18 protein-coding genes and 1 pseudogene are annotated in these 21,849 nt (G+C 76.5%); 9 read left to right on the forward strand and 10 right to left on the reverse strand.

The window, feature by feature from the left end; genetic code table 11:
* Positions 1-3: 3 nt before the first annotated feature.
* The 6 genes from B124_RS12315 to B124_RS12340 all read right to left on the reverse strand — a co-directional run bounded on the left by B124_RS12315 (position 4) and on the right by B124_RS12340 (position 5,981).
* Entirely contained in the window at positions 4-702 is a 699-nt protein-coding gene (locus B124_RS12315; RefSeq protein ID WP_496502807.1) for a hypothetical protein, read from the reverse strand.
* Positions 630-2,993 carry a hypothetical protein gene (locus B124_RS12320; RefSeq protein ID WP_496502808.1) on the reverse strand — a complete coding sequence of 788 codons (2,364 nt, stop codon included), beginning with the start codon at positions 2,991-2,993 and terminating at the stop codon, positions 630-632. The genes B124_RS12315 and B124_RS12320 overlap by 73 nt, the downstream gene beginning before the upstream one ends.
* 135 nt (positions 2,994-3,128) lie before the next feature.
* On the reverse strand, positions 3,129-4,163 hold the full coding sequence (locus B124_RS12325; protein WP_496502809.1) for a glutathione S-transferase family protein: 1,035 nt from the start codon (positions 4,161-4,163) through the stop codon (positions 3,129-3,131).
* A gap of 110 nt (positions 4,164-4,273) precedes the next feature.
* Positions 4,274-5,035, reverse strand: a complete 762-nt coding sequence (locus B124_RS12330; RefSeq protein ID WP_496502810.1) for a GNAT family N-acetyltransferase — start codon at positions 5,033-5,035, stop codon at positions 4,274-4,276.
* A gap of 193 nt (positions 5,036-5,228) precedes the next feature.
* Complete coding sequence (locus B124_RS12335; protein ID WP_496502811.1) at positions 5,229-5,501, reverse strand: hypothetical protein; 273 nt, start codon at positions 5,499-5,501, stop codon at positions 5,229-5,231.
* Between the two features lie 3 nt (positions 5,502-5,504).
* Complete coding sequence (locus tag B124_RS12340) at positions 5,505-5,981, reverse strand: hypothetical protein (protein WP_496502812.1); 477 nt, start codon at positions 5,979-5,981, stop codon at positions 5,505-5,507.
* A 76-nt stretch (positions 5,982-6,057) separates the two neighbouring features.
* Here B124_RS12340 and B124_RS12345 point away from each other — a divergent pair, with 76 nt between their 5' ends.
* Together B124_RS12345 and B124_RS12350 are read left to right on the forward strand one after the other, a co-directional pair.
* Positions 6,058-6,399, forward strand: coding sequence for a PadR family transcriptional regulator (locus B124_RS12345; RefSeq protein WP_496502813.1), 342 nt, complete (start codon positions 6,058-6,060; stop codon positions 6,397-6,399).
* 59 nt (positions 6,400-6,458) lie between these two features.
* Positions 6,459-7,130, forward strand: coding sequence for a permease prefix domain 1-containing protein (locus tag B124_RS12350; protein ID WP_496502814.1), 672 nt, complete (start codon positions 6,459-6,461; stop codon positions 7,128-7,130).
* 233 nt (positions 7,131-7,363) lie between these two features.
* Here B124_RS12350 and B124_RS12355 read toward each other — a convergent pair.
* Positions 7,364-7,618, reverse strand: a pseudogene (locus tag B124_RS12355) (glycosyl hydrolase family 18 protein); the annotation flags it as partial.
* Positions 7,619-8,142: 524 nt separating this feature from the next.
* Here B124_RS12355 and B124_RS12360 point away from each other — a divergent pair.
* The gene (locus tag B124_RS12360) at positions 8,143-9,177 is read left to right on the forward strand and encodes a P1 family peptidase (RefSeq protein WP_496502815.1); all 1,035 of its coding nucleotides are present in this window, start codon (positions 8,143-8,145) and stop codon (positions 9,175-9,177) included.
* A 56-nt stretch (positions 9,178-9,233) separates the two neighbouring features.
* Here the strand turns inward: B124_RS12360 and B124_RS12365 are convergent, their stop codons facing one another.
* Positions 9,234-10,523: an MFS transporter gene (locus tag B124_RS12365; RefSeq protein WP_496502816.1), complete on the reverse strand. Its 1,290-nt coding sequence runs from the start codon at positions 10,521-10,523 to the stop codon at positions 9,234-9,236.
* Between the two features lie 296 nt (positions 10,524-10,819).
* Between B124_RS12365 and B124_RS12370 the strand changes: the two genes are divergently transcribed.
* Genes B124_RS12370 through B124_RS12385 form a run of 4 tightly spaced genes read left to right on the forward strand, consistent with a single transcriptional unit; the run spans position 10,820 to position 16,924 of the window.
* Positions 10,820-11,998 carry an ATP-grasp domain-containing protein gene (locus B124_RS12370; RefSeq protein WP_496502817.1) on the forward strand — a complete coding sequence of 393 codons (1,179 nt, stop codon included), beginning with the start codon at positions 10,820-10,822 and terminating at the stop codon, positions 11,996-11,998.
* A complete protein-coding gene (locus tag B124_RS12375; protein ID WP_496502818.1) occupies positions 11,995-13,926 on the forward strand; it encodes an IucA/IucC family protein in 1,932 nt (643 codons plus the stop codon). Before B124_RS12370 ends, B124_RS12375 begins: the two co-directional genes overlap by 4 nt.
* Positions 13,926-15,707, forward strand: a complete 1,782-nt coding sequence (locus B124_RS12380) for an IucA/IucC family protein (protein WP_496502819.1) — start codon at positions 13,926-13,928, stop codon at positions 15,705-15,707. The genes B124_RS12375 and B124_RS12380 overlap by 1 nt, the downstream gene beginning before the upstream one ends.
* Positions 15,704-16,924: a type III PLP-dependent enzyme domain-containing protein gene (locus B124_RS12385; protein WP_496502820.1), complete on the forward strand. Its 1,221-nt coding sequence runs from the start codon at positions 15,704-15,706 to the stop codon at positions 16,922-16,924. Before B124_RS12380 ends, B124_RS12385 begins: the two co-directional genes overlap by 4 nt.
* Positions 16,925-16,958: 34 nt before the next feature.
* Here the strand turns inward: B124_RS12385 and B124_RS12390 are convergent, their stop codons facing one another.
* Positions 16,959-17,942 (reverse strand): ArsR/SmtB family transcription factor, encoded by a 984-nt coding sequence (locus tag B124_RS12390; RefSeq protein ID WP_496502821.1) that lies wholly within the window; start codon positions 17,940-17,942, stop codon positions 16,959-16,961.
* Positions 17,943-18,272: 330 nt separating this feature from the next.
* Here B124_RS12390 and B124_RS12395 point away from each other — a divergent pair, with 330 nt between their 5' ends.
* A complete protein-coding gene (locus tag B124_RS12395; RefSeq protein WP_496502822.1) occupies positions 18,273-19,265 on the forward strand; it encodes an alpha/beta hydrolase in 993 nt (330 codons plus the stop codon).
* 107 nt (positions 19,266-19,372) lie between these two features.
* A complete protein-coding gene (locus B124_RS12400) occupies positions 19,373-20,131 on the forward strand; it encodes a C39 family peptidase (RefSeq protein ID WP_496502823.1) in 759 nt (252 codons plus the stop codon).
* A gap of 76 nt (positions 20,132-20,207) precedes the next feature.
* Here the strand turns inward: B124_RS12400 and B124_RS12405 are convergent, their stop codons facing one another.
* Positions 20,208-21,668, reverse strand: coding sequence for a glycoside hydrolase family 47 protein (locus B124_RS12405; RefSeq protein WP_496502824.1), 1,461 nt, complete (start codon positions 21,666-21,668; stop codon positions 20,208-20,210).
* Between the last annotated feature and the right edge of the window lie 181 nt (positions 21,669-21,849).

A 21,849-nucleotide genomic window follows, 5' to 3' on the forward strand; every position in this document is an offset into this window, starting at 1 on the left:
GCGTCAGCGGTGGGCGCGGGCCCACAGGGCGGGCCAGTCGGCGGAGCCGAGCCAGGCGGCGGGGAGCCGCAGCCCGTCGGCCGCGGCCCGGTCCCAGAACGCCTCGGTGTCCGCGCCCAGTTCGCGGGCCGCGGGGAAGGCGCGCTGCCAGGGACCTTCGGGGTCGTCGAGGCCGGTCGCCGGGAAGCCCGGCACGGTCACCGCGCGCGGCTCGGCGACGGCGGCCAGGGGTATCGCCGGAGCGCGGCAGGTGACGGCGACGGCCGCCGCGCACAGCAGCCCGGCCTGCGGGCGCCGGGAGACCGCGCGGGCGAGGGCGGCGTCGTCCTCGTACAGCAGGTGCCCGAGCGCCGCCCGGACGCGCAGGCCCACGACCCCGATCGCGTACGCGGGCGCCATCGCGGGGCGCCGGACCAGCCCGCGCAGGGTCTTGGGCAGCGGCCCCGCGCCGTCGAGGAGTCCGAGCTGATCGAAACGCCCGCGCGGCGCCGGGTCCAGCGCCGCCACCGCGGCGGTCAGCGGGCGTACGCCGGTGGCGGCCCACAGCTCCGCGGGGTTCACGCTGCCGTCGTCCAGGACGCGGCGGCAGGCGTGGGCCAGCGACGCGGGGCCGAGGCGGCGCAGCCGGGTCAGGGCGGGCACGGCCACGGCGCCGGGGTCGGGGCCGACGTGGGCGGCGCTCGGGGTGCCGGTGCCGTGCACGGCGCCGTCCGCGCCACGTCGCCCTGCGGAGCCGCCCGCCCGTGCGGCCGCCCCGGCCGGGGCGTCGGGGACGGTGGCGGCCAGCGCCGCGTAGACCGCGGCCGTCCGGCCGGTGACCTGCTCCGCCCAGGCCCGCTCCGCGAGCCGGGCCAGCTCCGGTCCCGCGGCCTGCACGAGCCGCGGCGCCGCCCGCCGCCGTCGGGTCGCCTGCCCGGCCGGTGCCTCGTCGGCCGGCGCGGCAACGGGCTCGGGCGGCTCGGTGCCGGGCAGGGTGGCGACCCAGCGGCGGAACGGCTCCTCCAGCCTCTGGTCGGGGGTTTGAAGCGGCCGGCGATCTCGCCGATCAGCCAGCCGCGTTCGGCGGGCCGGGCCGGGCGCAGCTCGGCGTTGAGGAGGATGTGCCCTTTGTCGTCGTGGAGGGCGGCCAGGGCGCTGCGGCCCTTCAGCGCGGCGTCGGCGTAGTGCGGGGTGGCGATGCAGTTGCCCATGTAGTCGGCCCACTCGGCGAGCGTGCGGGCGCTGCGGGCCAGCCGGAAGCGGGCGCGGGTGCCGGGGACGAGCACGGCGTCGACCGCGGCCAGCGGCGGCGGTACGGGGAACTCCCCGCTCAGCGCCTCGGCGACGTCGACGTCCGCGCGCAGGCTGTCGACCAGCCCCGCCCAGGTCCTGGCGCCCCTGCCCGGCGTGCCGCCGAGGGCGACGAGCTGCGCGGCCCCGGAGACGGCGAGGCTCACCGAGTCCAGCCGCGGCACCAGCGGCTCGGCGGTCACCGGCGGATCGCAGTCAAGACCGAGGGGGCCGCCGTCAGGGGAGACGGCGGCGGCCTCGTGCCCGTGCACCTGCGCGAGCGCGTCGGCCAGATCGGCGTACCAGAGCAGGTCGCCCAGCACCTCGACGTCGCGCGGCGCGGCCGGTCCGCCCTTCTCGCGCCGGTCGCGCAGCCGGTCGGCGAGGGTGTCGGCGGTGCCGAAGCGGTTGCGCACCCACGGCGGGTTCTCGGACCACTCCTCCGGCGGGCGGACGGGGGTGTAGCCGGTGTGGCGCCGCCATACCTCCAGGCCGCCCGCCGCCCACGCGTGCAGCACGCCTTCGGGGACGGGCAGTTCCCACTCCAGCAGCCCGTCGAGCTCCGCGATGACGACCTGCGCGTAGTCGCGGGCGCGGGCCAGGCGCGGGCGCACCTGAGTGTCGTACGGGACCTTCGCGGGGCCGTGCTTGGCCACCTGCCGGTGCAGCTCCCGGGCGTGACTCGCGGGGCGGGCGGGCAGGCCGGTCAGGCCCGGGACGCGGCGGGCGGCACGGGCCGCGGCGGCGTCGCCGGTGGCCGCGACGGCGGCGGCCAACTGCGGCTCCATGTGGGCGAGTCCGACGGCCGGGCCGTGGTCGGTGACGGCGACGGCGGTGCGCAGCAGCACGGTGGCGGCCTGGGCGTCCTGGACGATCCGGTTCAGCACGCCGTGCCAGTAGTCGTCGGGCGGCGTCCACCGGGCCGCCGCCAGCAGCGGCATCCCGTCGGCCTTCACGTCGTACGACAACCGGTGGCGCACCAGCTCCTCTTCGAGCCCGGCGCGCCGGGCGCGCAGCTCGGCCACCCGGTCCTGCCGGGCCTGGGTACCGAGCAGCCGCTCGCGGCGCGCCCGCCGGGCGTGGCCGTCGAGCACCTGGTCCCACAGGTCGGTCAGCAGCGCCGGGCGGCGGGGGCGGGGCAGCGGCGCGAGCACGCGTGTCAGGTGCTCCGCGAGCACGGAGGGGGCGGCGCCGTCGACGGGGTCGATGCCGTCGGGCGCCTGCAGGGAGAGGATCTGCTCGGTCTGCTCGGGGCCCAGCACGTCGCTGGCGGCCGACGCGAGCCGGACGGCGGCCCAGCGCCCCTCGGCCACGGCCCGCGCGGCGGCGGCGCCGACGCGCTTGGTCGCGGCGGGGCCGAAGAGCGCCACCATGGTCCCGGCCCGGTCGCCGAGGCGCCCCGCGTCCGCGGGACCCAGCGCGCGCAGCGCGGCGAGGACCGCGTCGCGCTTCCCGCCGCGGGCGCCCGCGAGCCGCGCGGAGCGGAAGCCGCCGCCGAGGTCGACGCCCGCGCCCGCGGCGACCGGGCCGCCGGCCGCGACGAGCCGCTCCAGCTCGGCGACGGCGGCTTCGGCCCGCTCCCGGCCCGCCTCCGGCGGGCCCAGCGCCACGGGTGCGCCCGCGGGGGCGTCGGTCTGCTCCGCGAGGCGTACGGGCGCGCCGGAGCGGGCCGCCCACGCCGCCCGTCCCGTGGTGACCACGCCGTCTGCCAGCCGGAATCTCATCCGCCCCAGGATGGCGGAGGCGGCCCCGTACCGCCAACGGCATTTCGCGGGCGGGAAGATGACCGGCAGACGGCCGCCCGGCCGGGGCGTGCCGGCCGGGCGCCGGAGTCAGGGTCAGGGGTAAGGCGTCACGGGTCAGGGGCGGCCGGTGACGGGGACGCGGTCCGCCTCGGGCGGCGGGGCCGGCGCGGTGCCGTCGCCGAAGGGGTACCCGCCCAACTGCTCGCGGTGGTGGGGCGTCAGCCAGCCGGACAGGTCGGGCCCGGCGGGGACGACGCCGGTGGGGTTGATGCCCGTGTGGACCTCGTAGTAGTGGCGCTTGATGTGGTCGAAGTCGACCGTGTCGCCGAAGCCCGGCGTCTGGTACAGGTCGCGGGCGTACGCCCACAGCACCCGGTCCTCCGCGATCTTGTTGCGGTTGCACTTGAAGTGGCCGTGGTAGACGGGGTCGAAGCGCACCAGGGTGGTGAACAGCCGGATGTCGGCCTCGGTGATGGTCTCGCCCACCAGGTAGCGGCGGCCGGACAGCCGGGCGGACAGCTCGTCCAGTTGCCGGAACACGTCGTGGTACGCGGTCTCGTACTCGCCCTGGGTGGTGGCGAAGCCGGCCCGGTAGACGCCGTTGTTGACGTTCCGGTAGACGCCGTCGATCACCTCGTCGATCTCGTCGCGCAGCGCCTCGGGGTACAGGTCGGGCGCGCCGTCGCGGTGCAGGGCGGTCCACTCGGTGGCGAAGTCCAGGGTGATCTGCTGGAAGTCGTTGGTGACGAGCTTGCCGCTGGGCACGTCGACGATCGCGGGCACGCTGACGCCGCCCGGGTAGCCGGTCTCGCGCGCGTCGTACGCCTCGCTGAGGAAACGGATGCCCAGCACCGGGTCGCGGCCGTCGGGGTCGAGCGTGAAGCGCCAGCTCCGGTCGTCCTGGATCGGGTCGGTGTAGCCGACGGAGATCGCGGGCTCCAGGCCGAGCAGCCGGCGCGAGATCAGCGTGCGGTTGGCCCAGGGGCAGGCGCGGTTGACCACGAGCCGGTAGCGCCCGGCCTCGACGGGCCAGCCGTCCTCGCCGGCCGCGGTGATCCGGTCGGCGAAGTGGCTGCGGGAGCGCTTGAAGCGCTTCCTGCCGTACTCCGTGTTGCCCTGGCCTGCTCCGTCACTCTCACTGCTGCTCATCGCCGGCTCCTTCGTCGACACACCTGACAACACCGGCCCCATTGTCCAGTGCCCTCCCGTCCGCTGTCAGGCGATGGGGTGCCCGCCGGGCGAGTCGCCACACGGCCGGATCAGGGCTGTGCGCCGGCGGTGCGGTAGTGGTACGTGCACAGCTCGCGGAAGCCGGCGCGCGCGTACAGCCGCCGCGCCGCCGGGTTGCCGTGCTCCACCTGAAGGTACAGGTGCGCCGCACCCTGCCCCCGGGCCCAGCCCGCCAGGGCGCCGAGCACCCGCCCGCCGGCGCCCCTGCCCCGCGCCGCGGGCAGCGTGGCCATGGCGAAGACGCCGGCCCAGCCGGTGTCGGCGACGGCACGGCCCACGGCCACCGTCTCGCCGCCGTCCAGGACGCGTGCGTACGCGGACGGGCCGGCGACCCGGTCGAGCAGTCCCCACGCCGCGGCGGGGTCGGCGCCGCCGCCGTGGACGGCGTGCCAGACCTGTGACCAGGCGTCGCCGGGGCGTTCTTCGACACGTGCCCGCAGCCGGCCTCCGGCCTGCTGCCCCGGCACCTCGGCGACCGCGGCGGCCTGCAGGGACACCGGGTGCGCGCGGCGGTAGCCGCGCCGGGCGAGCAGGCCGTCGAGCCCGGCGGGGCAGGCGGCCGGGGTGATCTGGAACCGCGCCGCGCCCCCGTGCCGGGCATAGAACTCCTCGGCGCGGGCCACCCGGCGTGCCAGCTCCGCCGGCCCGGCGGGCCCGTGCGGCAGCACCGAGGCCACCCACCACGAGCTGCCGGAGCCGTGCCGCAGCCACCAGCCGTCCGCGTGCTCCACCAGCTCCGCGGGCAGCGCACGCGCGGCCCGCTCCTGCAGTCCCCGGACGATCTCGGCCATGGTGTCACCCCCTTCCCGGACGCGGACGGGATCTTCCGGGCACTCTAGGGCGGCCGGGGTGGCGGACGGCACACGTGGGCCCGCGGGCGGCGGGCTCTGCCGCGGCGACGGCGCCGGGCGCCGCACTCCGCCGGGATCCAGTCCGGCCCGGGTTCCCCAGGGCGAGCGCGTCTCCACTGCCCGGGATCCGGTGTCAGCCGGGACGCCGTACGCCGCTGCGCAGTCGGCGCAGCCGGCGCAGCACCAGCAGGCCGCCGACGCCCGGGACGACGGAAAGCGGGCGGGTGCCGGGGATGGTGTGCGGCGGGGTCGTCGCCCAGGTGAGGACGATGACCGCGAGGTAGGCGGTGCCGTGCACGGGCCCGCAGAGGGTGCCGACAGCGTCGGTGCGCACGGTGAGGAGGTTGACCAGCAAGGCCGCGAGCGTGGCCAGTTCGACGGCGGCGGCGATCCGCAGCGGGCGCACGGCTCACACCCCCGTGGTGGAGCCGGGGCGGACGATCATCAGCACGACGACGACCGCCCACAGCAGGTTGAAGACCCCGGTGAGCATGGCCAGCCGGCTCGCCTCCGGGCGCAGCCCGTCGCCCTCCACCGCGGGGGCGTCCCCGCCCGCCCGGGCAAGGAGGCGCTGCTGGCCCGGCAGGATCGCGAGCGCGAGCAGGCCCGCGGCGCCTGCCGTCAGCACGATCGAGGCGAGCAGCCAGGCGTCGGTCAGCACTCCGAGCTGCGCGCCGGTGGCCGCCCCGAAGACGGGGACGGCGAGGCCCACCACGGCGTACGCGCGGCAGACGCGGTGCAGGAACGCGGCGGTCCCGCCGCGGTGCACGGGGTCGGCGGCGGCCTGCTGGCGCGCGATGCGCGGGAACACCGAGGCCGCCACGGCGATCGGCCCGACGGCCAGGATCGCCGCGAGCACGTGTACGGACAGCAGGAACTTCGCCATCGCACCCTCCCTGGGGTCAATATATGTTGGCTACCAATACATAGCACACCAACAAGAGGAGGTAGGGTGGGCGTTCATGAGAGGCGATCCGGTACGCGGACACTTGGACGGACTGCTGCTCGCCGCCCTCGAAGGCGGCCCGCTGCACGGCTACGCGATCATCACCGCCGTGCAGCAGCGCAGCGCGGGCGCGCTGGAGCTGCGTACGGGCACGGTCTATCCGGCACTGAACCGGCTGGAGCGCACGGGCCTGCTGCGCAGCGCGTGGGAGTCGGTGGGCGAGCGGCGGCGGCGCTGCTACGAGCTGACAGACGCGGGCCGCCGCGCGCTGGCCGACGAGCGCACCGCCTGGCGGGAGTTCACCAGCGCGATCAGCTCGGTCCTGGACCCGGGCCCGGCGCCGAGGCCGGCGACGTGAGGGCCGGCGGACCCGGCGGGGCGCGCCCCGGCACCGCCGGCGGGGGCCACGGAGACGGCATGCCTCCCGGCGGCCCGGGACGCGACGCCATCGAGGACCACCTCGCCGCTCTGGACGCGGCGCTCCACGGTCCCGCCCGAGTCAAGTCCCGGATGCTGGCGGAGGTTCGCGACGGGCTCGCCGACGCCGCCGCCGCGCATGCCGAGGCCGGCACGCCGTCCCGCGCTGCCGCGGCGGCCCGCGCGGTGCGCGAGTTCGGCACCGTGGCGGCCGTCGGCCCCGCTTTCCAGCGCGAACTGACCGTCGTCCAGGCCCGGCAGACCGCCCGGATCGTCGCGCTCACCGTTCCGGTCCTCCTGGCCTGCTGGTACGTGGTCGGCGCCACCGCCGGGGACGCCGGCGGGCGGCTGCCCGCGGCCGTGCAGGTGCTCGCCGCCAACCTCGGGGGGATCGCCGCGCTGGCCGCGCTGCTCGCCGCCGGGTCGCTGGCGGCCACCGGGGCCCTCTCCCGGCGGACCGCCGCCCCGCGGCGGCTGCCGCTGCTGGTGGCCTGGACCGGCACCACCGCGGCCGTGGCGCTCGCGGTCAGCGCGTTCACCCTGACCGCCGGGGCGGTGCTCGCGCGGGACTGGCCTGCGGGCGCGCTCGCCGGCGCGGTCACGCTCGTCGCGCACACCCGGCTCGCGGCCTCCGCCCGCGCCTGCCGGCACTGCGCGCTGCTCGCGCGCTGACGCCCCGGGCACGGGGAACACCGCGGGGAGCACAGCGGGGAACACCAGCGCCGCCGGCCTCGCCGCACCCGCCGGAACCACCGCGCGCCCCGGGCGCCGCGGGCACGGGACGCGCCGGTGTCCGCGGCGCCCGGACGGCGCGCCGCGGGCACCGGCGGTCGGGCCCGGCCGCAAGGCCGCGGCCGGGCCCGTTCCGTACGGCCGGTGGCGTCACCGTACGGCCCCTCCCTGACTTACGGGAGTCCGCGGTCCAGCGCGTTGAACAGGGTGCCGTTCGACAGGTCTCCGGACATCTCCCAGACCATCCCGCCGAGGAGCCCCTTCTCTCTGATGTACGCGGTCTTCTGGTCGATCGACCAGGTGTCGTCGAAGGACCACCACTGCCCGTTCTCGCCGGTGTACCCGTAGGTGGCCACCGACTGGGTGTCGTGGTGCACGGTCATGTTCGGCACCATGGCGGTCAGGTCGTCGTAGCCGCGGGTGCCGGCGGTGCCGGCGTTGGCGACCACGAACTTGCCCGTCCACGACGAGCCGCTGCCGGAGCTGGTCAACGTCGCGGTCAGCCCGGCCTCGGCGCGCGCGGCCGGGGCGAGCGCGGTGAGGCCGGCGAGCGCCAGCGCCAGCACGGCGAGGACGGCGAGCAGGCGCCGGGAGGCGGGGAACGATCTGAGGCGTAAGGGTGCGGCTCTCTGCACGGACACGGCTCTCCTTGCGGGGAAGACGGCGTCCACCCGCGCACGCCGGGGCGTCCACGTGCTCGGGTGGTCGGACGCGAATCGTGCGGTACAGACCTCTAAGAGAGCCCCGGGGCGCGGACATGTCAACGCGACGGGTGGGGGCATTGGACCGTACCAATCCGGACGACCGGACGAGTCCCCCACGCTCCGGCCGCCGTAAAGGACTGGACCAATCGCCGTAAATTTTACCGTCACTTGACCCATCCGGTCGCGGGAGAGGCACCCGGACCCGCGTGCCGGCCCGGGGCGCCGGCGCCCGGGTAGCCTGCGGCTTCATGGACGAACTCGCCGAGCCGGCCGGGCGCCGCGCCCGGGACCTGGGGCTGGCGCCCGGCCGGCTCACGTCCGGACCGTACGGTGCGCTCACCGACGTGCCGGGCGTGCGCGTGGGGCACGTGACGCTGCGCGAACCGCCGCTGCTGCACAGCGGCGTCACGGCGATCGTGCCCGGGGACGTGCATCCGGGGGCGCCGCTGCCCGCCGGGGTGTTCGCCGGCAACGGGTACGGCAAGCTGATCGGAAGCACGCAGCTCGCCGAGCTGGGCGCGCTGGAGACGCCGGTGCTGCTGACCTCGACGCTGTCGGCGTTCCGGGCGGCCGACGCGCTCGTCGGCTGGATGCTGGCGCGGCCCGCGTGCGGGGAGGTGACGAGCCTCAACCCGGTGGTGGGCGAGTGCAACGACGGCGTGCTGTCGGACATCCGCGCCCGGCCCGTACGGGCGGAGCACGTGCGCGCCGCGCTCGACGGGGCGGCCGGCGGGCCGGTCGCGGAGGGATGCGTGGGCGCGGGCACCGGGGTGGCGGCGCTGGGCTTCAAGGCGGGCGTGGGCACGGCGTCGCGGCTGGTGGCGGTCGGCGGGCGCCGCGCGTGCGTCGGGGTGCTCGTCCAGGCGAACTTCGGCGGCACGCTGCGTGTACTCGGCCGTACCGTCTCCCCCGCCGACGTCGGCGTCCCCGGCCCCGGGGCCGCGCCGGAGGCCGGCTCGTGCATGGTCGTCGCGGCCACCGACGCACCGCTGGACGCCCGGCAACTGACCCGGGTGGCGCGGCGCGCGGTCTTCGCGCTGGCCCGGACGGGCGCGTCGTACGGGCACGGCAGCGGGGACTACGCGATCGCCTTCGGCGTACACCCCGGTGGCCGGCCGCCGGCTGACGCCGACCTCGACCCGGTCTTCGAGGGGGTCATGGACGCCGTGGAAGAGGCGGTGCTCAACTCTCTGCTCGCCGCCACCACGACGACGGGCCCGCGGGGGCGCACCCGCCACGCCCTGCCTGCCGCCCGGCTGCTGCGGCTGCTCGGCGACCGCTGAACGCCCCCTCGCTTTCCCGCCTTCCCGCCTTCCCGCCTTCCCGCCGCAGCGGAGTCTCAGCGGTCGCGGTCGGCGCTCGCGGCCTCGTCCACCGGCGGCCGGGCGGGGCCGGGGGCCGGCTTCGGCTCGTTCCTGACGTCCGCCACCGCGCGGCGGTGCTCGCCGACCGCGGGCGCAAGGAAGATCGCCGTGGCGACCAGTGCGAGGACGGCGATCATCGCGGAGCGCAGCCCGAAGTGGTCGCCCAGGAAGCCGAGTCCTGGCGGACCGACCAGGAAGGCCCCGTACGCGATCATCGCCACCAGGCTCACCCGGGCGGTGGCGTTCGGACCGGAGTCGCCGGCGGCCGAGATGGCGACGGGGAAGCCCAGCGAGGCGCCCAGTCCCCACAGGAGGACGGCGGCGCCGGCGGCCACCGGGTGGTCGACGAAGATCACCACGACCAGCCCGAGCGCCGCGGAGACCGCGCTGGTCCTGATCACGAGGTAGCGCCCGAAGCGGTCGATGAAGAAGCCGCCGCAGAAGCGCCCGACGGTCATCGCGGTGGCGAAGCCCACGTACACCAGCGAGCCCAGCGCCGCGTCCAGATCGTGCCCGTCGACCATCAGCAGCGGCAGCCAGTCGGTCGCCGCACCCTCCGCGAGCGCCATGGCCAGGACGACCGCGCCGATCAGCAGCAGCCGGGTGTCCCGCCACAGCGGCCGTCCGGTCCGCGCCCCGTCGCCCCCGTCGTCCGCGCCGTCCCCGTTCACGTCCGCAGCCCCGGCCGACCGCTTGCCGACACCGCCCGGGATCGCGCCGAAGGAGGCAAGGAAGAGGGTGAGCGCGACGCCGGACATGATGAGCAGGTGCCACCGCACGGGGAAGCCGGCGGCCGTGGCCAGCATGCCGAGGCTCGCGCCGAGCACCGTGCCGAGGCTGAAGAACCCGTGCAGCGTCGTCATCACGGACCGCCCGAGGAGCCGCTCGACCTCCGCCCCCTCCACGTTCAGCGCGACCTCGCCCGAGCCGCCGCCGAGGCCGAACACGAACAGCCCGGCGGTGACGAGGGCCGCCGACGAGGCGAGCGCCCCCGTGCCGACCCCCGCGACCCCGAGCGCGATCAGCACCGTGCCGCCGCCGATCACCGGGCGGGCGCCCATCCGGGACACCAGCGCCCCGGAGCTGACGATGCCGATCGTGGAGCCCACGGACAGGCCGAAGAGGATCAGGCCCATCTCGGCCGTGGACGCCCCCAGTTCGTCGCGTACGTCCGGGGTGCGCGTCACCCACGATGAGAGCGCCAGCCCGGGTATGAGGAACATCAGGGACAGCGACAGGCGCCGGCGGCGCGAGGCGGTGGCCATCGGGGCTCTCTTTCGCTTCGGTGACTCGTCAGCGCCGGGGCGACGGCCGTGCGGGCATGGCGGGGGAACCGTGTCGCGGCACGGCTCCTCCCGCAGTGTCGTCCGGCCCCGCCGCGGACTCAAGCCCGTTTCGGTACGTGAACTCCGGCCGGCACCGTACGGCCGCACGGTGCCGGGGCAGGGGCGCGGCCGGATTTCGCGCCTCGTGCACCGACGGGTGATCGGCAGGCTAAGGTAAGCCTTACCTCAACTGCCGGTCGGCGGATGCGTCCAGGAAGGTGTCAGGTCAGGATTCCGTGCGGTTATATCTGCTGGCGCGCAACCCCACCGACTCGGTCACGGACGGCTTCCTCCCCGCCGCACACCGCCTCGGCCTCGACGTCACCGTGCTCACCGACCAGCCCGACGCCCACCGGCGGCGCGCCCCGGACCCGGAGACCCTCGGCTGCGACGTACGCGACTTCCGCGCCGTGATCGGCCGCATCTCCGCCCACCACCGGCCGGACGCCGTCTTCACCAACAGCGACCACCTGCAGACGCAGGCCGCGCTCGCCGCCGACTACTTCGGCCTGCCCGCCAAGAGCTGGCGGGCCGCCCACGCCACCAAGGACAAGGCGGAGATGCGCCGCCGGCTCGCCGCCGGTGCGGACCCGGTGTGGGCGGCGGAGCTGCCCGCCGGAGCGGACCCGGCCGCGCTGGACGCGCCGTACCCGTGCGTGGTCAAGCCGCGCGAGGGCGTCGCCAGCGAGGACGTGGTGCTGGCCGCCGACGCGGCGGAGCTGGTGCGCAGATGCGCCGAGATCCGGGCGCGGCGGCCGGGCGAGGCGCTGGTGGTCGAGGAGTTCCTGGACGGCGAGCTGTACACGCTGGAGACGCTGGGCGACGGCCGCGTACGCCATCTCCTCGGCGGCTTCCGCACCGAGCTGTCGCCTCCCCCGTACTTCGTCGAGGAGCGCATGTCCTACGTGCCCGCGCACCCCCGGCCCGTCACGGCCCAGGTCCTCGCCCGGCTCGATACGCTCGGCGTCGGGTTCGGTGCCTGCCACTCCGAGTTCGTGGTGAGCGCGGGCCGGGCGCGGCTCGTGGAGGTCAACTACCGCGCCATCGGCGACCAGTGCGACCTGCTGCTCGCCCGGCTGCTGGGCATCCCCCTCTTCGAGCACGTCCTGCGCACGCACCTCGGCGAGCCGCTGCCCGCGGACCTGGGAGCGCGTACGGACGGACGAGCGCGGCTGGCGTACCCGTGCGCCGGCTCCGCCGGGACGCTGACCGCCGCGCCGGGGCCGGCGGAGCTGGCGGTGGACGGGGTGGAGCTGACGTACCGGCCGCTGCGCGCGGTGGGCGAACGGCACGAACTGCACCGCACCAACCGTGACTTCCTCGGCGTGGCCCGGGGCATCGGCACGGACCAGCGGCGGGTGGACCGGGTGGTGGCGGACTTCCTGGCCGCGCAGCACTGGGAGATCACGCCGTGAGCGGGACCGCGCCGGACTCCGGGGGCGACGAGGACTCCGGGCACACCGCGGGCGGCGAGGGCCGCGGGGACAGCGGGGACGGCGAGGAGGCAGCGCTGACGCTGCGCGTGCTGAGCGCGCTGCTGCGCGAGGACGTGGTGGGGCTGCGCACCCGTACGACGGCGTGTGACCGGGCGGACGGGCGCTGGCTGCGCCTCGCGGAACCCGCCGGGTCCGGCGCCCTGCTGCTGCCCGTCACGCCGGACGGCTTCCAGGGCCTTCACGGTGCCCGCCGGCCGCTGCTGCGCCGCGAGACCGGCGGGACGGCAACGGAGATCACCCGGCTCGACGCCATCCTCGCCGCCCTCGCCGGGCATGCCGGGCCCGAGGACCGCGGCGGCTTCGCCGACCTCGCCGCGGAGTGCCGGCAGGCCCTGGCCACGGCGCGGCTGCACGCCGCCACCTGGGAGGAGACGGCGGCGGCGCTCACCGGACGGTACGGGCCTGACCCGGCGCGCTGGACCGGCCACGCCGGCACGCTCGCGTACGACACGCTCGCCGCCCGCCTCGACCACCCCGTCTACCCGGCGGCGCGCGGGCGCGCCGGCCTCGGCGAGGCCGGACTGCGCGCCTGTGCCCCGGAGTTCCACCCCCGCTTCGCCCTGCGCTGGCTCGCCCTGCCGTACGACGCCCTCACCCTGCACGGCGCCCTCGACCCGGCCGCCGCCCCGGGTCCGCCGCCCGCGTGGCCCGCCCCCTCGGCCCTGGGCCTGCCGGCCGCGCTGGACCGCACCCATCTCGCCCTGCCCGTCCACCCGCTGACCGCCGGCGGCCCGCTGGACGGCGCGCTCGCCGCCGCCGGCCTCACCGGCCGGGCGCGGCTCGCCCCGGATCCGTACCTCGACGTGGTGCCGACGCTGTCGATGCGCACCGTGGCCTCGGCCGCCGACCCCGGGCTGCACCTGAAGCTCCCGCTGCCCACCGCCACCCTGGGCCTGCGCAACCGGCGCACCATCAAGCCCGCCACCCTGGCCGACGGCGCCACCGTCCAGCGGCTGCTGGAGGCCGTCGTCCGGCGCGAGCCGCGCTTCCGCGAAACCGTGCTGCACGCCGACGAGACCGCCTACGCGCACGCCGGCCACGACCTGCTCGCCGCGCTGTACCGCCGCCAGCCCGCCGGGCTCGACGGCGCCCTGGTCGTGCCCCTGGCCGCCCTGCTGGCCCCCGCCCCCGGCGGCCGGCTCGTCGTCGACCACCTCGCCGACCGCTGCCACGGCGGTGACCCGCTCGCCCTGCTCGACGACCTCCTCACCCTCCTCTTCGACTACCAGACCACGCTCTTCGGCTACGGCATCGCTCTGGAGTCGCACCAGCAGAACGTCTCGCTCGTCCTCGACCCGCCCGAGCGCACCGCCGACGGCCGGCCGCGTGTCCGGCTGCTGCTGAAGGACGACGACGGGCCGCGCATCCACCACGCCCGGCTGCGCGCCGCGCTCGGGCCGGACGCGCCGGCCCCCGGCGACTTCGCCGACGCCCGCACGCTGTGCGCGGGCGACGGTCCGGTGGCCGACGTCTTCGCCACCATCACCGTCCATCTGTGCGCCGGCGCCTACGCGTTCGGGCTCGCCCGGCACGGCCGCGCCCCGCTCGCGGTGCTGCTCACCCTCGTACGCGACCGCCTCACCGAGGCCGTCGCCCGGCTCGGCACCGCCCCGGGCGAACCGGGCGCAGTGCTGCGCGCGCACGTGCTGCACGCCCGGCACCTGCCGGTGAAGGCGATGGTCACCGCCGGGACGCTGCTGTCCAAGGAGCGCTCGGGGGCGGCCGACGTCAACAAGCACTACACCACCGGCCCGAACTACCTCCTGACCGCAGCAGCACCCGCACGACCGCCCGACACCGCCCCGTACCCGTCCGCCCCCTCCCCCCGCCCCGGCTGGAACCGTTGATGCCCCTCACCGCCTCACCCGCCACCGTGCCCGCGACGCCCTCCCCCGCCCGGCCGCCCACCGCCGACGAGGCCGTGGCCCACACCCTGCTCAACTGCCTGCTGCGCGAGGTCTGCGGACCCGAGCGGCAGGCCACCGTCGACGGCGGCCGGCTGCTGCTGCGCCTGTCCCGCCGGGGCGTGCTGCTGCGCGTGGCGCTGCGCCGCACCTCGCTGCTGGGCGCGCACCGCTTCCGCGGGCCGGTCGCCGAGTGGCGCGACGGCGCCTGGGCCGAGGTCGGCTGGCGGCGGCTGGCCGAGCATGTGCAGGACGAGCTGTCGGCGCGTACGGGAGTGCACAACGAGGAGTTCCTGGAGCAGGTCGCCGAAAGCCGCCGCGGTACGGCGGCGGCGCTGGCCGCCCTACGCGAACGGCCCGCGCCCGCGGACGGCTCCGGGCCGCTCGCCGCGTATCTGGACTCCGAGCAGTCGCTCCCCCTCGGCCACCGCTTCCACCCCACGCCCAAGGCCCGCGGCGGCGGCACGGCGGCCTGGTCCGCCTACGCCCCCGAGGCCGGCGCCGCCTTCCCGCTGCGCCATCTCGCGGTACGCGCCCACCTGACCGCAGAGGAGACCGCGCAGCCCGGCGCCGCCGCCCCGCTCGACCGGCTCCGCCCGGTCCCCGACGGCTACCGGCTGCTGCCCGTCCACCCCTGGCAGCACGAACTCCTCGCCGGCCACCCGGTGCTGCGCGCCGCCCTCGGCCGCGGCGACGTGCTCGACCTCGGCACCGGTGGCCCGCCGTGCACCCCGACCGCCTCCGTGCGCACGGTGCACACCGGGTCCGGGTTCCTGAAGTTCAGCCTCAACGTGCGCATCACCAACTGCGTGCGCAAGAACTCCCGCTACGAGCTCAGCGGCGCGGTCGCCCTGACCCGGGTGCTGCGCCCCGTGCTCGACGCCCTCGCGGCCCGCCACCCCGCCGCCGCCCTGCTGCGCGAACCGGCGTACCGCAGCCTGGCGCTCCCCGGACCGGCGGGCACCCCGGACCCGGCGCTGCTCGAAGGCTTCGGGGTGATCGTCCGCGACGGGCTGACCGGCGTGCTGCGCCCCGGCGTCACGCCGCTGCTCGCCGGCGCCGTCGCGGACGAGTACCCGACGAGCCCCGCGCACCTCTCCCGGCTGCCTCCCGCCCGCCGTCCGCAGACGGCTCTCGACTGGTGGTCCGCCTATCTGCGGCTGCTGCTCCCGCCCGTCCTCGCCGCCTACTTCGACCACGGCGTGGTGCTGGAGCCGCACCTGCAGAACGTGCTGGTGTGCCTGGACGCCGAGGGCATGCCGGCGCAGGTGGTCTTCCGCGACCTGGAGGGCACCAAGCTGCTGCCCCACCGGCACGCCGACGCCCTGGCCGCGCTGCCCGCCCAGGTGGCGGGGCCGATGACGTACGACGCGACCCGCGGCTGGCAACGGGTGGTGTACTGCCTGCTGGTCAACCACGTCGCCGACATGCTCGCCGCCCTCGCCGACCTGTACCCGCGGGCTGAGGCGGCGCTGTGGGCGCGGGTACGAGCCGTGCTGCTGGACTGCGCCCGCGACCTCGGCGACCCGCCCCGGCTGCGCGCCCTGCTCGGCGGGGCGCCGCTGCCCGCCAAGGCGAACCTGCTGACCCGCTGGGGCCGCCGCGCCGACCGCGAGGCCGGCTACGTCCACCTGCCGAACCCCCTCGCCGCCCCACTCACCGAACCGTCCGCCGATCCGCCCGCCGGCCCACCTGCCGACCCGCCCCGCCGGAGCCCCCGTTGACCGCCCCGACACCCGCCGTGCTGGCCCGCCTCGGTTCCCTCACTCCCGGTGAACTGCCCGCCTACCTCTACGACCTGGCGGCCCTGCGCGCCCACGCGGCGGCCGTACGCGCCGCCCTGCCGCCGTCCGTCGAGCTGTACTACGCCGCCAAGGCCAACCCCGAACCGGCGGTCCTGGCAGCCCTCGCGCCCCACGTCGACGGCTACGAGGTCTCCTCGGGCGGCGAACTCGCCCACGTGGCCGCCGCCGTGCCCGGCCGGCGCCTCGCCTTCGGCGCACCCGGCAAGACGCCCGCGGAGCTGGCCGCCGCCCGCGCCGCGGGGGTGCACCGCGTGCACGTCGAGAGCCTGCACGAGCTGGCCCTGCTCGGCGAGCAGACCGCGGGCGACGCACCGCAGGCGGGCGTGGACGTGCTGCTGCGCGTCAACCTGCCCGTCGCCGACGGCTCGCTGGCGGGCAGCGCGCTGGCGATGGGCGGCCGTCCGTCCCCGTTCGGCCTGGATCCCGCCGACGCCGATCGGGCCGCGCGGCTGCTCGGCCGGGGCGCGTACCCGCGCCTTCGGCTGCGCGGCGTGCACGCGCACCTGGCCAGCGGGCTCGACGCGCCGCGGCTGCTGGGCGTGGCACGGGCGGTGGTGGCCGCGGCGCTGCGGCTCGCGGCGCGGGCCGGGCTCGGCGCCCGGGGTCTGGAGGTCAACGTCGGCGGGGGCATGGCCGTCGACTACGCCGCCCCCGAAGACCGGTTCGACTGGCCCGGCTACGGCGCGGGGCTGGCGCAACTGGCCGCGGCGCACCCCGGGCTGACGCTGCGCGTCGAGCCGGGGAGGGCGCTGACCGCGTACTGCGGCTGGTACGCGACCGAGGTGCTGGACGTCAAGCGCAGCCACGGCGAGGAGTTCGCCGTGGTCCGCGGCGGCACCCACCACCTGCGCACCCCGGCGGCCAAGGGCCACGACCAGCCCTGCACCCTCCGCCCCGCGCCCCGCCCGTGGCCGCACCCGTGGCCGCGGCCGGCGGTGCACGGGACGGAGGCCACCGTCGCCGGACAGCTCTGCACGCCGAAGGACGTGCTGGCGCGGGGGGTGGCGGCGGCGGGTCTCGGCGCCGGGGACCTGGTGGTGTTCTCGCTGGCGGGCGCGTACGCCTGGAACATCTCGCACCACGGCTTCCTCATGCACCCGCCCCCCGGCTTCCACGTCCTCGACGAACCCGGGTGAGTCCCGGGTGGGTCCCGCGTGAGTACGGCCGCGGTCAGCGGCCGAGGAGGTGCCGGCCGCCGCCGGTCAGCCGGTGGACGACGTGCGCGCCCGCCCGCTCGCTGTGCACCAGCCCGGCGCTCCGCAGCACCGTCAGGTGGCCGCTGACGGTGGACGCCGGCATGCCGAGGCGGGCCGCGACGGACCCGGTGGTGGCGGTGGCGGCCAGGGCGTCGAGCACCCGGGCGCGGGCCGTGCCGAGCAGCGCGGTAAGCGCGGCGGGCGGCCGGCCGGGGCCGGGCACCGCCGGGTGGCGGCGTACCGGATAGACCACCACCGGCGGCAGGGCGGGGTCGGCGATGGCGATCGGCGCGGTGTGGCAGAAGAAGGACGGGATGAGCCGCACGCCCCGGCCCCGCAGCCTCAGGTCGTAGTCCACCGGGTACGGCGCGGTCAGCACCCCCTCGTGCCACCGGAACGGCCGCAGCGTGCCCAGCACCGCCGGCATCCCGCCGTCCAGCGCGGCCATCCGCCACTCGCGGTCCGCGGCGATGGTCGCCTCCACCTCGCTCCACTCCGGCACGATCAGCCGCGCGTGGAACTGCCGTACGGCGTCCGCGATCCGGCCGAGCTGCGCCCGGTCCCCCGCCGCGAGCCGCCGGGTCCACGCGGGCAGCGGCCGGTGCCGGGCGGCCTCGCGCAGCTCGCGGACGAGCCGCCGGCCCGGCGTGGCGAGCAGCGTCTCCAGCGCCGCCGACAGGCCCTCCTCGGACTCGACGGGGGTGAGGAAGTCGGGGAAGTACGCGGCGTCGGCGGGCGCCAGGTCGCGCAGCAGCCGGCAGGCGGCGAGCAGTTCGCCGCCGTGCAGCCGCGCGGCGGCGCGCCGCCGCCACGGGCGCAGCCGGGCGGGCAGCCGGGACGGGGGCGTGCTCAGCACGTGCAGCCCGAGGATCGCTTCCCACATGGGGTCGGCGGTCCCGGTCAACTGCACGTGCCGGAAGTCGCGGTCGCCGAAGTGGATGCGCAGGGTGCCGCCCATTCCCGTAAGGCTAGAGGCTGTCGTCGGCCTCCCGCGTGTGCCGGGGGCTGCGCGCACGCGCCCCCGCCGCGTTGCCGGAACGACCGGGCGGGCCCGGACCGGGCCGCACGAGCGCCGTGCCGCCGCCCTCCGGGCGGACGACGCGAGATCGACGGCGGACGCCGCGGCACCCGCGGGTGTGCGCGCCGTGCGCTTTTCGACCCAGCCGGAAATGCCCCGCCCGCCGCCCGGCGGGCCGCCGCCTACGATCCGTGGCCTGACACGGGAGCGCACGAGCCCGGGCCGGCGGACCGCGGCCCGGTGCCACGTACCGACACGGCCCAGGAGGTCATGGTGAGCGAGACCCGTCCCACCCGCCGACGCGTGCTCAAGGCCGCGGGCGGCCTCACGGCGGCGCTGGCCGCCGGCGGCGCCGGCGTCCTCGCCGCGGCTGCCCCGGCAGGCGCCGCGGACGACGGCTTCGGCCTGCGGATCACCGACCGCAACGAGTCCGACCCGCGCATGTGGTACTACCGGTTCGCGACCGATGCGATCGGCTGGGACCCCGGCGTCAACGTCCTGCTCCCCGACGGCTACCACGACAGCGGGCTCCGCTACCCCGTGCTCTACCTGCTGCACGGGGGCGGCACCGACGCGGACTTCGTCCAGTTCGACCGGCTCGGCATCCGCTCACTGACCGCCGGCAAGCCCGTCATCGTCGTGATGCCCGACGGCGGGCACGCGGGCTGGTACTCCAACCCGGTCGCCTCCAACGCCGGGCCGCGCAACTGGGAGACGTTCCACATCGCCCAGTTGCTGCCGTGGATCGACGCCAACTTCCGCACGTACGCTGAGTACGACGGCCGCGCCGTCGGCGGCTTCTCGATGGGCGGCTTCGGCGCGCTGAAGTACGCGGCCAAGTACTACGGGCACTTCGCCTCGGTCAGCTCGCACTCCGGCCCGGCGAGCCTGCGCCGGGACGCCGGGCTCGTCGTGCACTGGGCGAACCTGTCGTCGGCGGCCGTGGAGCTGGCCGGCGGCACGGTCTACGGCGCGCCGCTGTGGGACGAGGCGCGGGTCAGCGCCGACAACCCGGTGGAGCGGCTCGGCAGCTACCGCGGCAAGCGGGTGTTCCTGGTGGCCGGCACCAGCCCGGACCCGGTGAACTGGTTCGACACCGCCAACGAGACCCAGGTCCTCGCCGGCCAGCGGGAGTTCCGCGGCGCCCTCGCCGGCGCCGGCATCCCGCACGAGTGGCGCGAGGAGCCCGGCGGCCACGTCTTCCGCCCCGAGATGTTCCGCCAGGACCTCGACGGCATCATCGCCCGGCTGCGCCAGGCGTAGCGAGGCGCAGCACGGCACAGCACGGCCGCGTAGGGGCACCACCGCCCTGCGGGCACTCCCGTACGGACCCCCCCACACACACACAACCCCCCACTCCAGGAGACCCGATGCGCATACCCCGCACGTCACGCTCTCCCCGCTCCCGCCGCCCGGGACTCGTCCCGGGTGCGATCGCCACCGCCCTCGCGGCCACCGCCGCCGGCGCCCTGCTCACCGCCCCGGCCGCCGCCGAGCCGGCCCCGGGGCCGGCCGTGGCCTCCGTACTGGACCACGGCACGGCCTCCGGCACCGCCGTGGTCAGCGGCCAGAACCGCCCCGGCACCCGGCTGCACGTGGACGGCGAAAGGACCGCGGCTGCCCGCACCCTGGACATCGACTACCAGGTCCAGGAGACCGGTTACTGGTGCGGCCCCGCCGCGACCCGCATCGCGCTGTCCGCACGCGTCACCCCGCCGAGCCAGGCCGGCCTCGCCGCCCAACTCGGCACCACCGAGGCCGGGACGGACCACATCAGCCAGGTCACCGGTGTGCTCAACGCCAACCTCGGCACCGGCTGGTACGAGACGAAGGAGATGCCGGACGACACGCCCACGCAGGCGCAGCGCGACCTGCTGTGGCAGGACGTCGTACTCGACATCGACAACGGCTACCCGGTCGTCGCGAACATCGTCGCCCCGCCCGGGAACCAGCCGCCCGGCTATCCGCCGGACCAGACGATCTACCACTACTTCACGGTGATCGGCTACGACGACGCCCAGGGCACCGTCCTCATCGCCGACCCGGCGTCCTTCGGCGGCAACCAGATCTACTGGCTCTCCTTCGACCAGCTCGCCACGCTCATCCCACCGAAGGGCTACGCGGCCTGACGCCCCGCCGGGCGCGCCGGGGCCCGCCCGCGGGAGGGCGGACCCCGGCAGCTCACCGGCTGCTCTCACCGGCAGTTCACCCGCGGGAGAAGCCGCGCAGGATCTTGCCCTCCGTCGACAGCACGTAGTCACGCCCGTCGAAGCGGTCGGTGCGCGCGAACATCAGGTACAGGTACTTAAAGTTCTCCGCGAAGGCGTACGCGGGGAACAGGTCGCCCTGGCGCATCGGCGAGGTCGTCACGTCCTCCAGGATCGTATAGCCGCCGGGAACGCGGGCGTGCGCCATCATGCCCTCGAAGTACTGCCACGCCGTACGGCGGTAGAAGTCGTCCTTCGTCAGCCAGTACAGGTCGAAGGCGCCGTTGACGTACTCGGGCCGGAACTGGTTGCCGGGCGAGGTCGGGATCATCGTGCCGTAGTCGATCTCCTCGGGCAGCACCGGCCAGCGCTGCAGGGCCGACTCCCACGAGCGGTGATACGCCTCGCCCAGGCGCCGGTCGCCGCCCTTGGCGACCAGGCCGCCCCAGAACGACGCCAGCTCGGACTGGCGGCGCCCGGTGGTCTCGCCGGTGGCGAAGTCGGCCTGCCGGTACCAGACGTGGCCGTCCACCTCCTCCACCAGGTGCTCGGTCATGGCGCCGTTCAGCAGCCGCCACCAGCGCAGGCAGTCCCGGTCGCCGAAGAGCTCCCAGGCGCCCCACAGGTACTCGTAGAAGGAGTCGACGGGCGGGTTGGGACCCTGGTCCACGGGGTCGGTCCAGCGGCCGGTCTCGACGTCGAGCCGGGTGCCGAGGAGGTCGAGCGAGGAGCGCCGGTCGAGCACGGCGCGGTAGGCGCGCTTGGCCGCCTCGTAGTACCTGCCGTCGCCCGTGAGCTTCGAGAGCATCCCGAACTCCAGGATGTTCGTGCCGATCTCGGCGAGCGGCGGGGTGGTGCCGTGCACCTCGCTGGTGCGCAGGTTGGCGCGGGTGTACGGCATGCCGGTGGGCGACTTGGTGAACGCGGGCAGCAGCCGGTCGGTGAAGTCCACGCACAGGTCGAGCAGGGACTGCCGGCCGGTGACGAGGTGGCCGGCGAGCAGCCCGCCGACGACGCGGATGATCGCCTCGAAGACGTGGAAGTCCGCGTCGATGTCGAAGTCGAGGTTCTGCTCCAGCCAGTCGGCGGCCTGGGTCAGGTCGTCGTCCAGCTCCATCACGTACAGCGTGTCCAGCGCCTCGATCACCGACAGGCCCACGGGGTGGCCCTCGGCGAAGAACTCGTGCGACGTGCCGGAGACGGGCCGTACCTCGTCGTGGCCCCAGGCGGCGGCGCGGTAGCCGTTCCAGGCGTGCAGGAACTCCGCGCGGATGGTGCGCGCCGCCTGCGGCCCGGCGGGCACGTGTACGGAGGCCGCGGGGTGCGCGGCCGGTCCCGGCAGGGCCCGCGCGGGTGCGGCCTGCGCCAGCGCGCCGGCTCCGGCGGCGGACGTGGCGGCCGCGGCTGCCAGCAGCCCGCGGCGGGAGAGAGGGGTGCGGAGGTGTGCGGCGGTGCCCATCGATGCTGCCCCTTCGCGTGTGGACGCGCCCCCCGACGCGCCTGACATCGTTGTCACGTGCGGTCGTGAAACGAGGCTAGCGGGGCTCTGGTTGGTGTCAATGGTGCCCGCAGAGTGTCACGGGCCTCCCGGGGCGGGCCCGCCGCACGCGGCCGGGTGCACCGCGGTCCGTAGTACTGCG

The sequence above is a fragment of the Streptomyces sp. CNP082 genome (assembly GCF_059570535.1).

Coding starts and splice junctions, on each gene's coding strand:
- B124_RS12405 (WP_496502824.1), bottom strand. CDS start 21,668: ATGGGCACCGCCGCACACCTCCGCACCCCTCTCTCCCGCCGCGGGCTG.
- B124_RS12320 (WP_496502808.1), bottom strand. CDS start 2,993: ATGAGATTCCGGCTGGCAGACGGCGTGGTCACCACGGGACGGGCGGCG.
- B124_RS12380 (WP_496502819.1), top strand. CDS start 13,926: ATGCCCCTCACCGCCTCACCCGCCACCGTGCCCGCGACGCCCTCCCCC.
- B124_RS12340 (WP_496502812.1), bottom strand. CDS start 5,981: ATGGCGAAGTTCCTGCTGTCCGTACACGTGCTCGCGGCGATCCTGGCC.
- B124_RS12360 (WP_496502815.1), top strand. CDS start 8,143: ATGGACGAACTCGCCGAGCCGGCCGGGCGCCGCGCCCGGGACCTGGGG.
- B124_RS12345 (WP_496502813.1), top strand. CDS start 6,058: ATGAGAGGCGATCCGGTACGCGGACACTTGGACGGACTGCTGCTCGCC.
- B124_RS12365 (WP_496502816.1), bottom strand. CDS start 10,523: ATGGCCACCGCCTCGCGCCGCCGGCGCCTGTCGCTGTCCCTGATGTTC.
- B124_RS12325 (WP_496502809.1), bottom strand. CDS start 4,163: ATGAGCAGCAGTGAGAGTGACGGAGCAGGCCAGGGCAACACGGAGTAC.
- B124_RS12330 (WP_496502810.1), bottom strand. CDS start 5,035: ATGGCCGAGATCGTCCGGGGACTGCAGGAGCGGGCCGCGCGTGCGCTG.
- B124_RS12350 (WP_496502814.1), top strand. CDS start 6,459: ATGCCTCCCGGCGGCCCGGGACGCGACGCCATCGAGGACCACCTCGCC.
- B124_RS12400 (WP_496502823.1), top strand. CDS start 19,373: ATGCGCATACCCCGCACGTCACGCTCTCCCCGCTCCCGCCGCCCGGGA.
- B124_RS12395 (WP_496502822.1), top strand. CDS start 18,273: ATGGTGAGCGAGACCCGTCCCACCCGCCGACGCGTGCTCAAGGCCGCG.
- B124_RS12390 (WP_496502821.1), bottom strand. CDS start 17,942: ATGGGCGGCACCCTGCGCATCCACTTCGGCGACCGCGACTTCCGGCAC.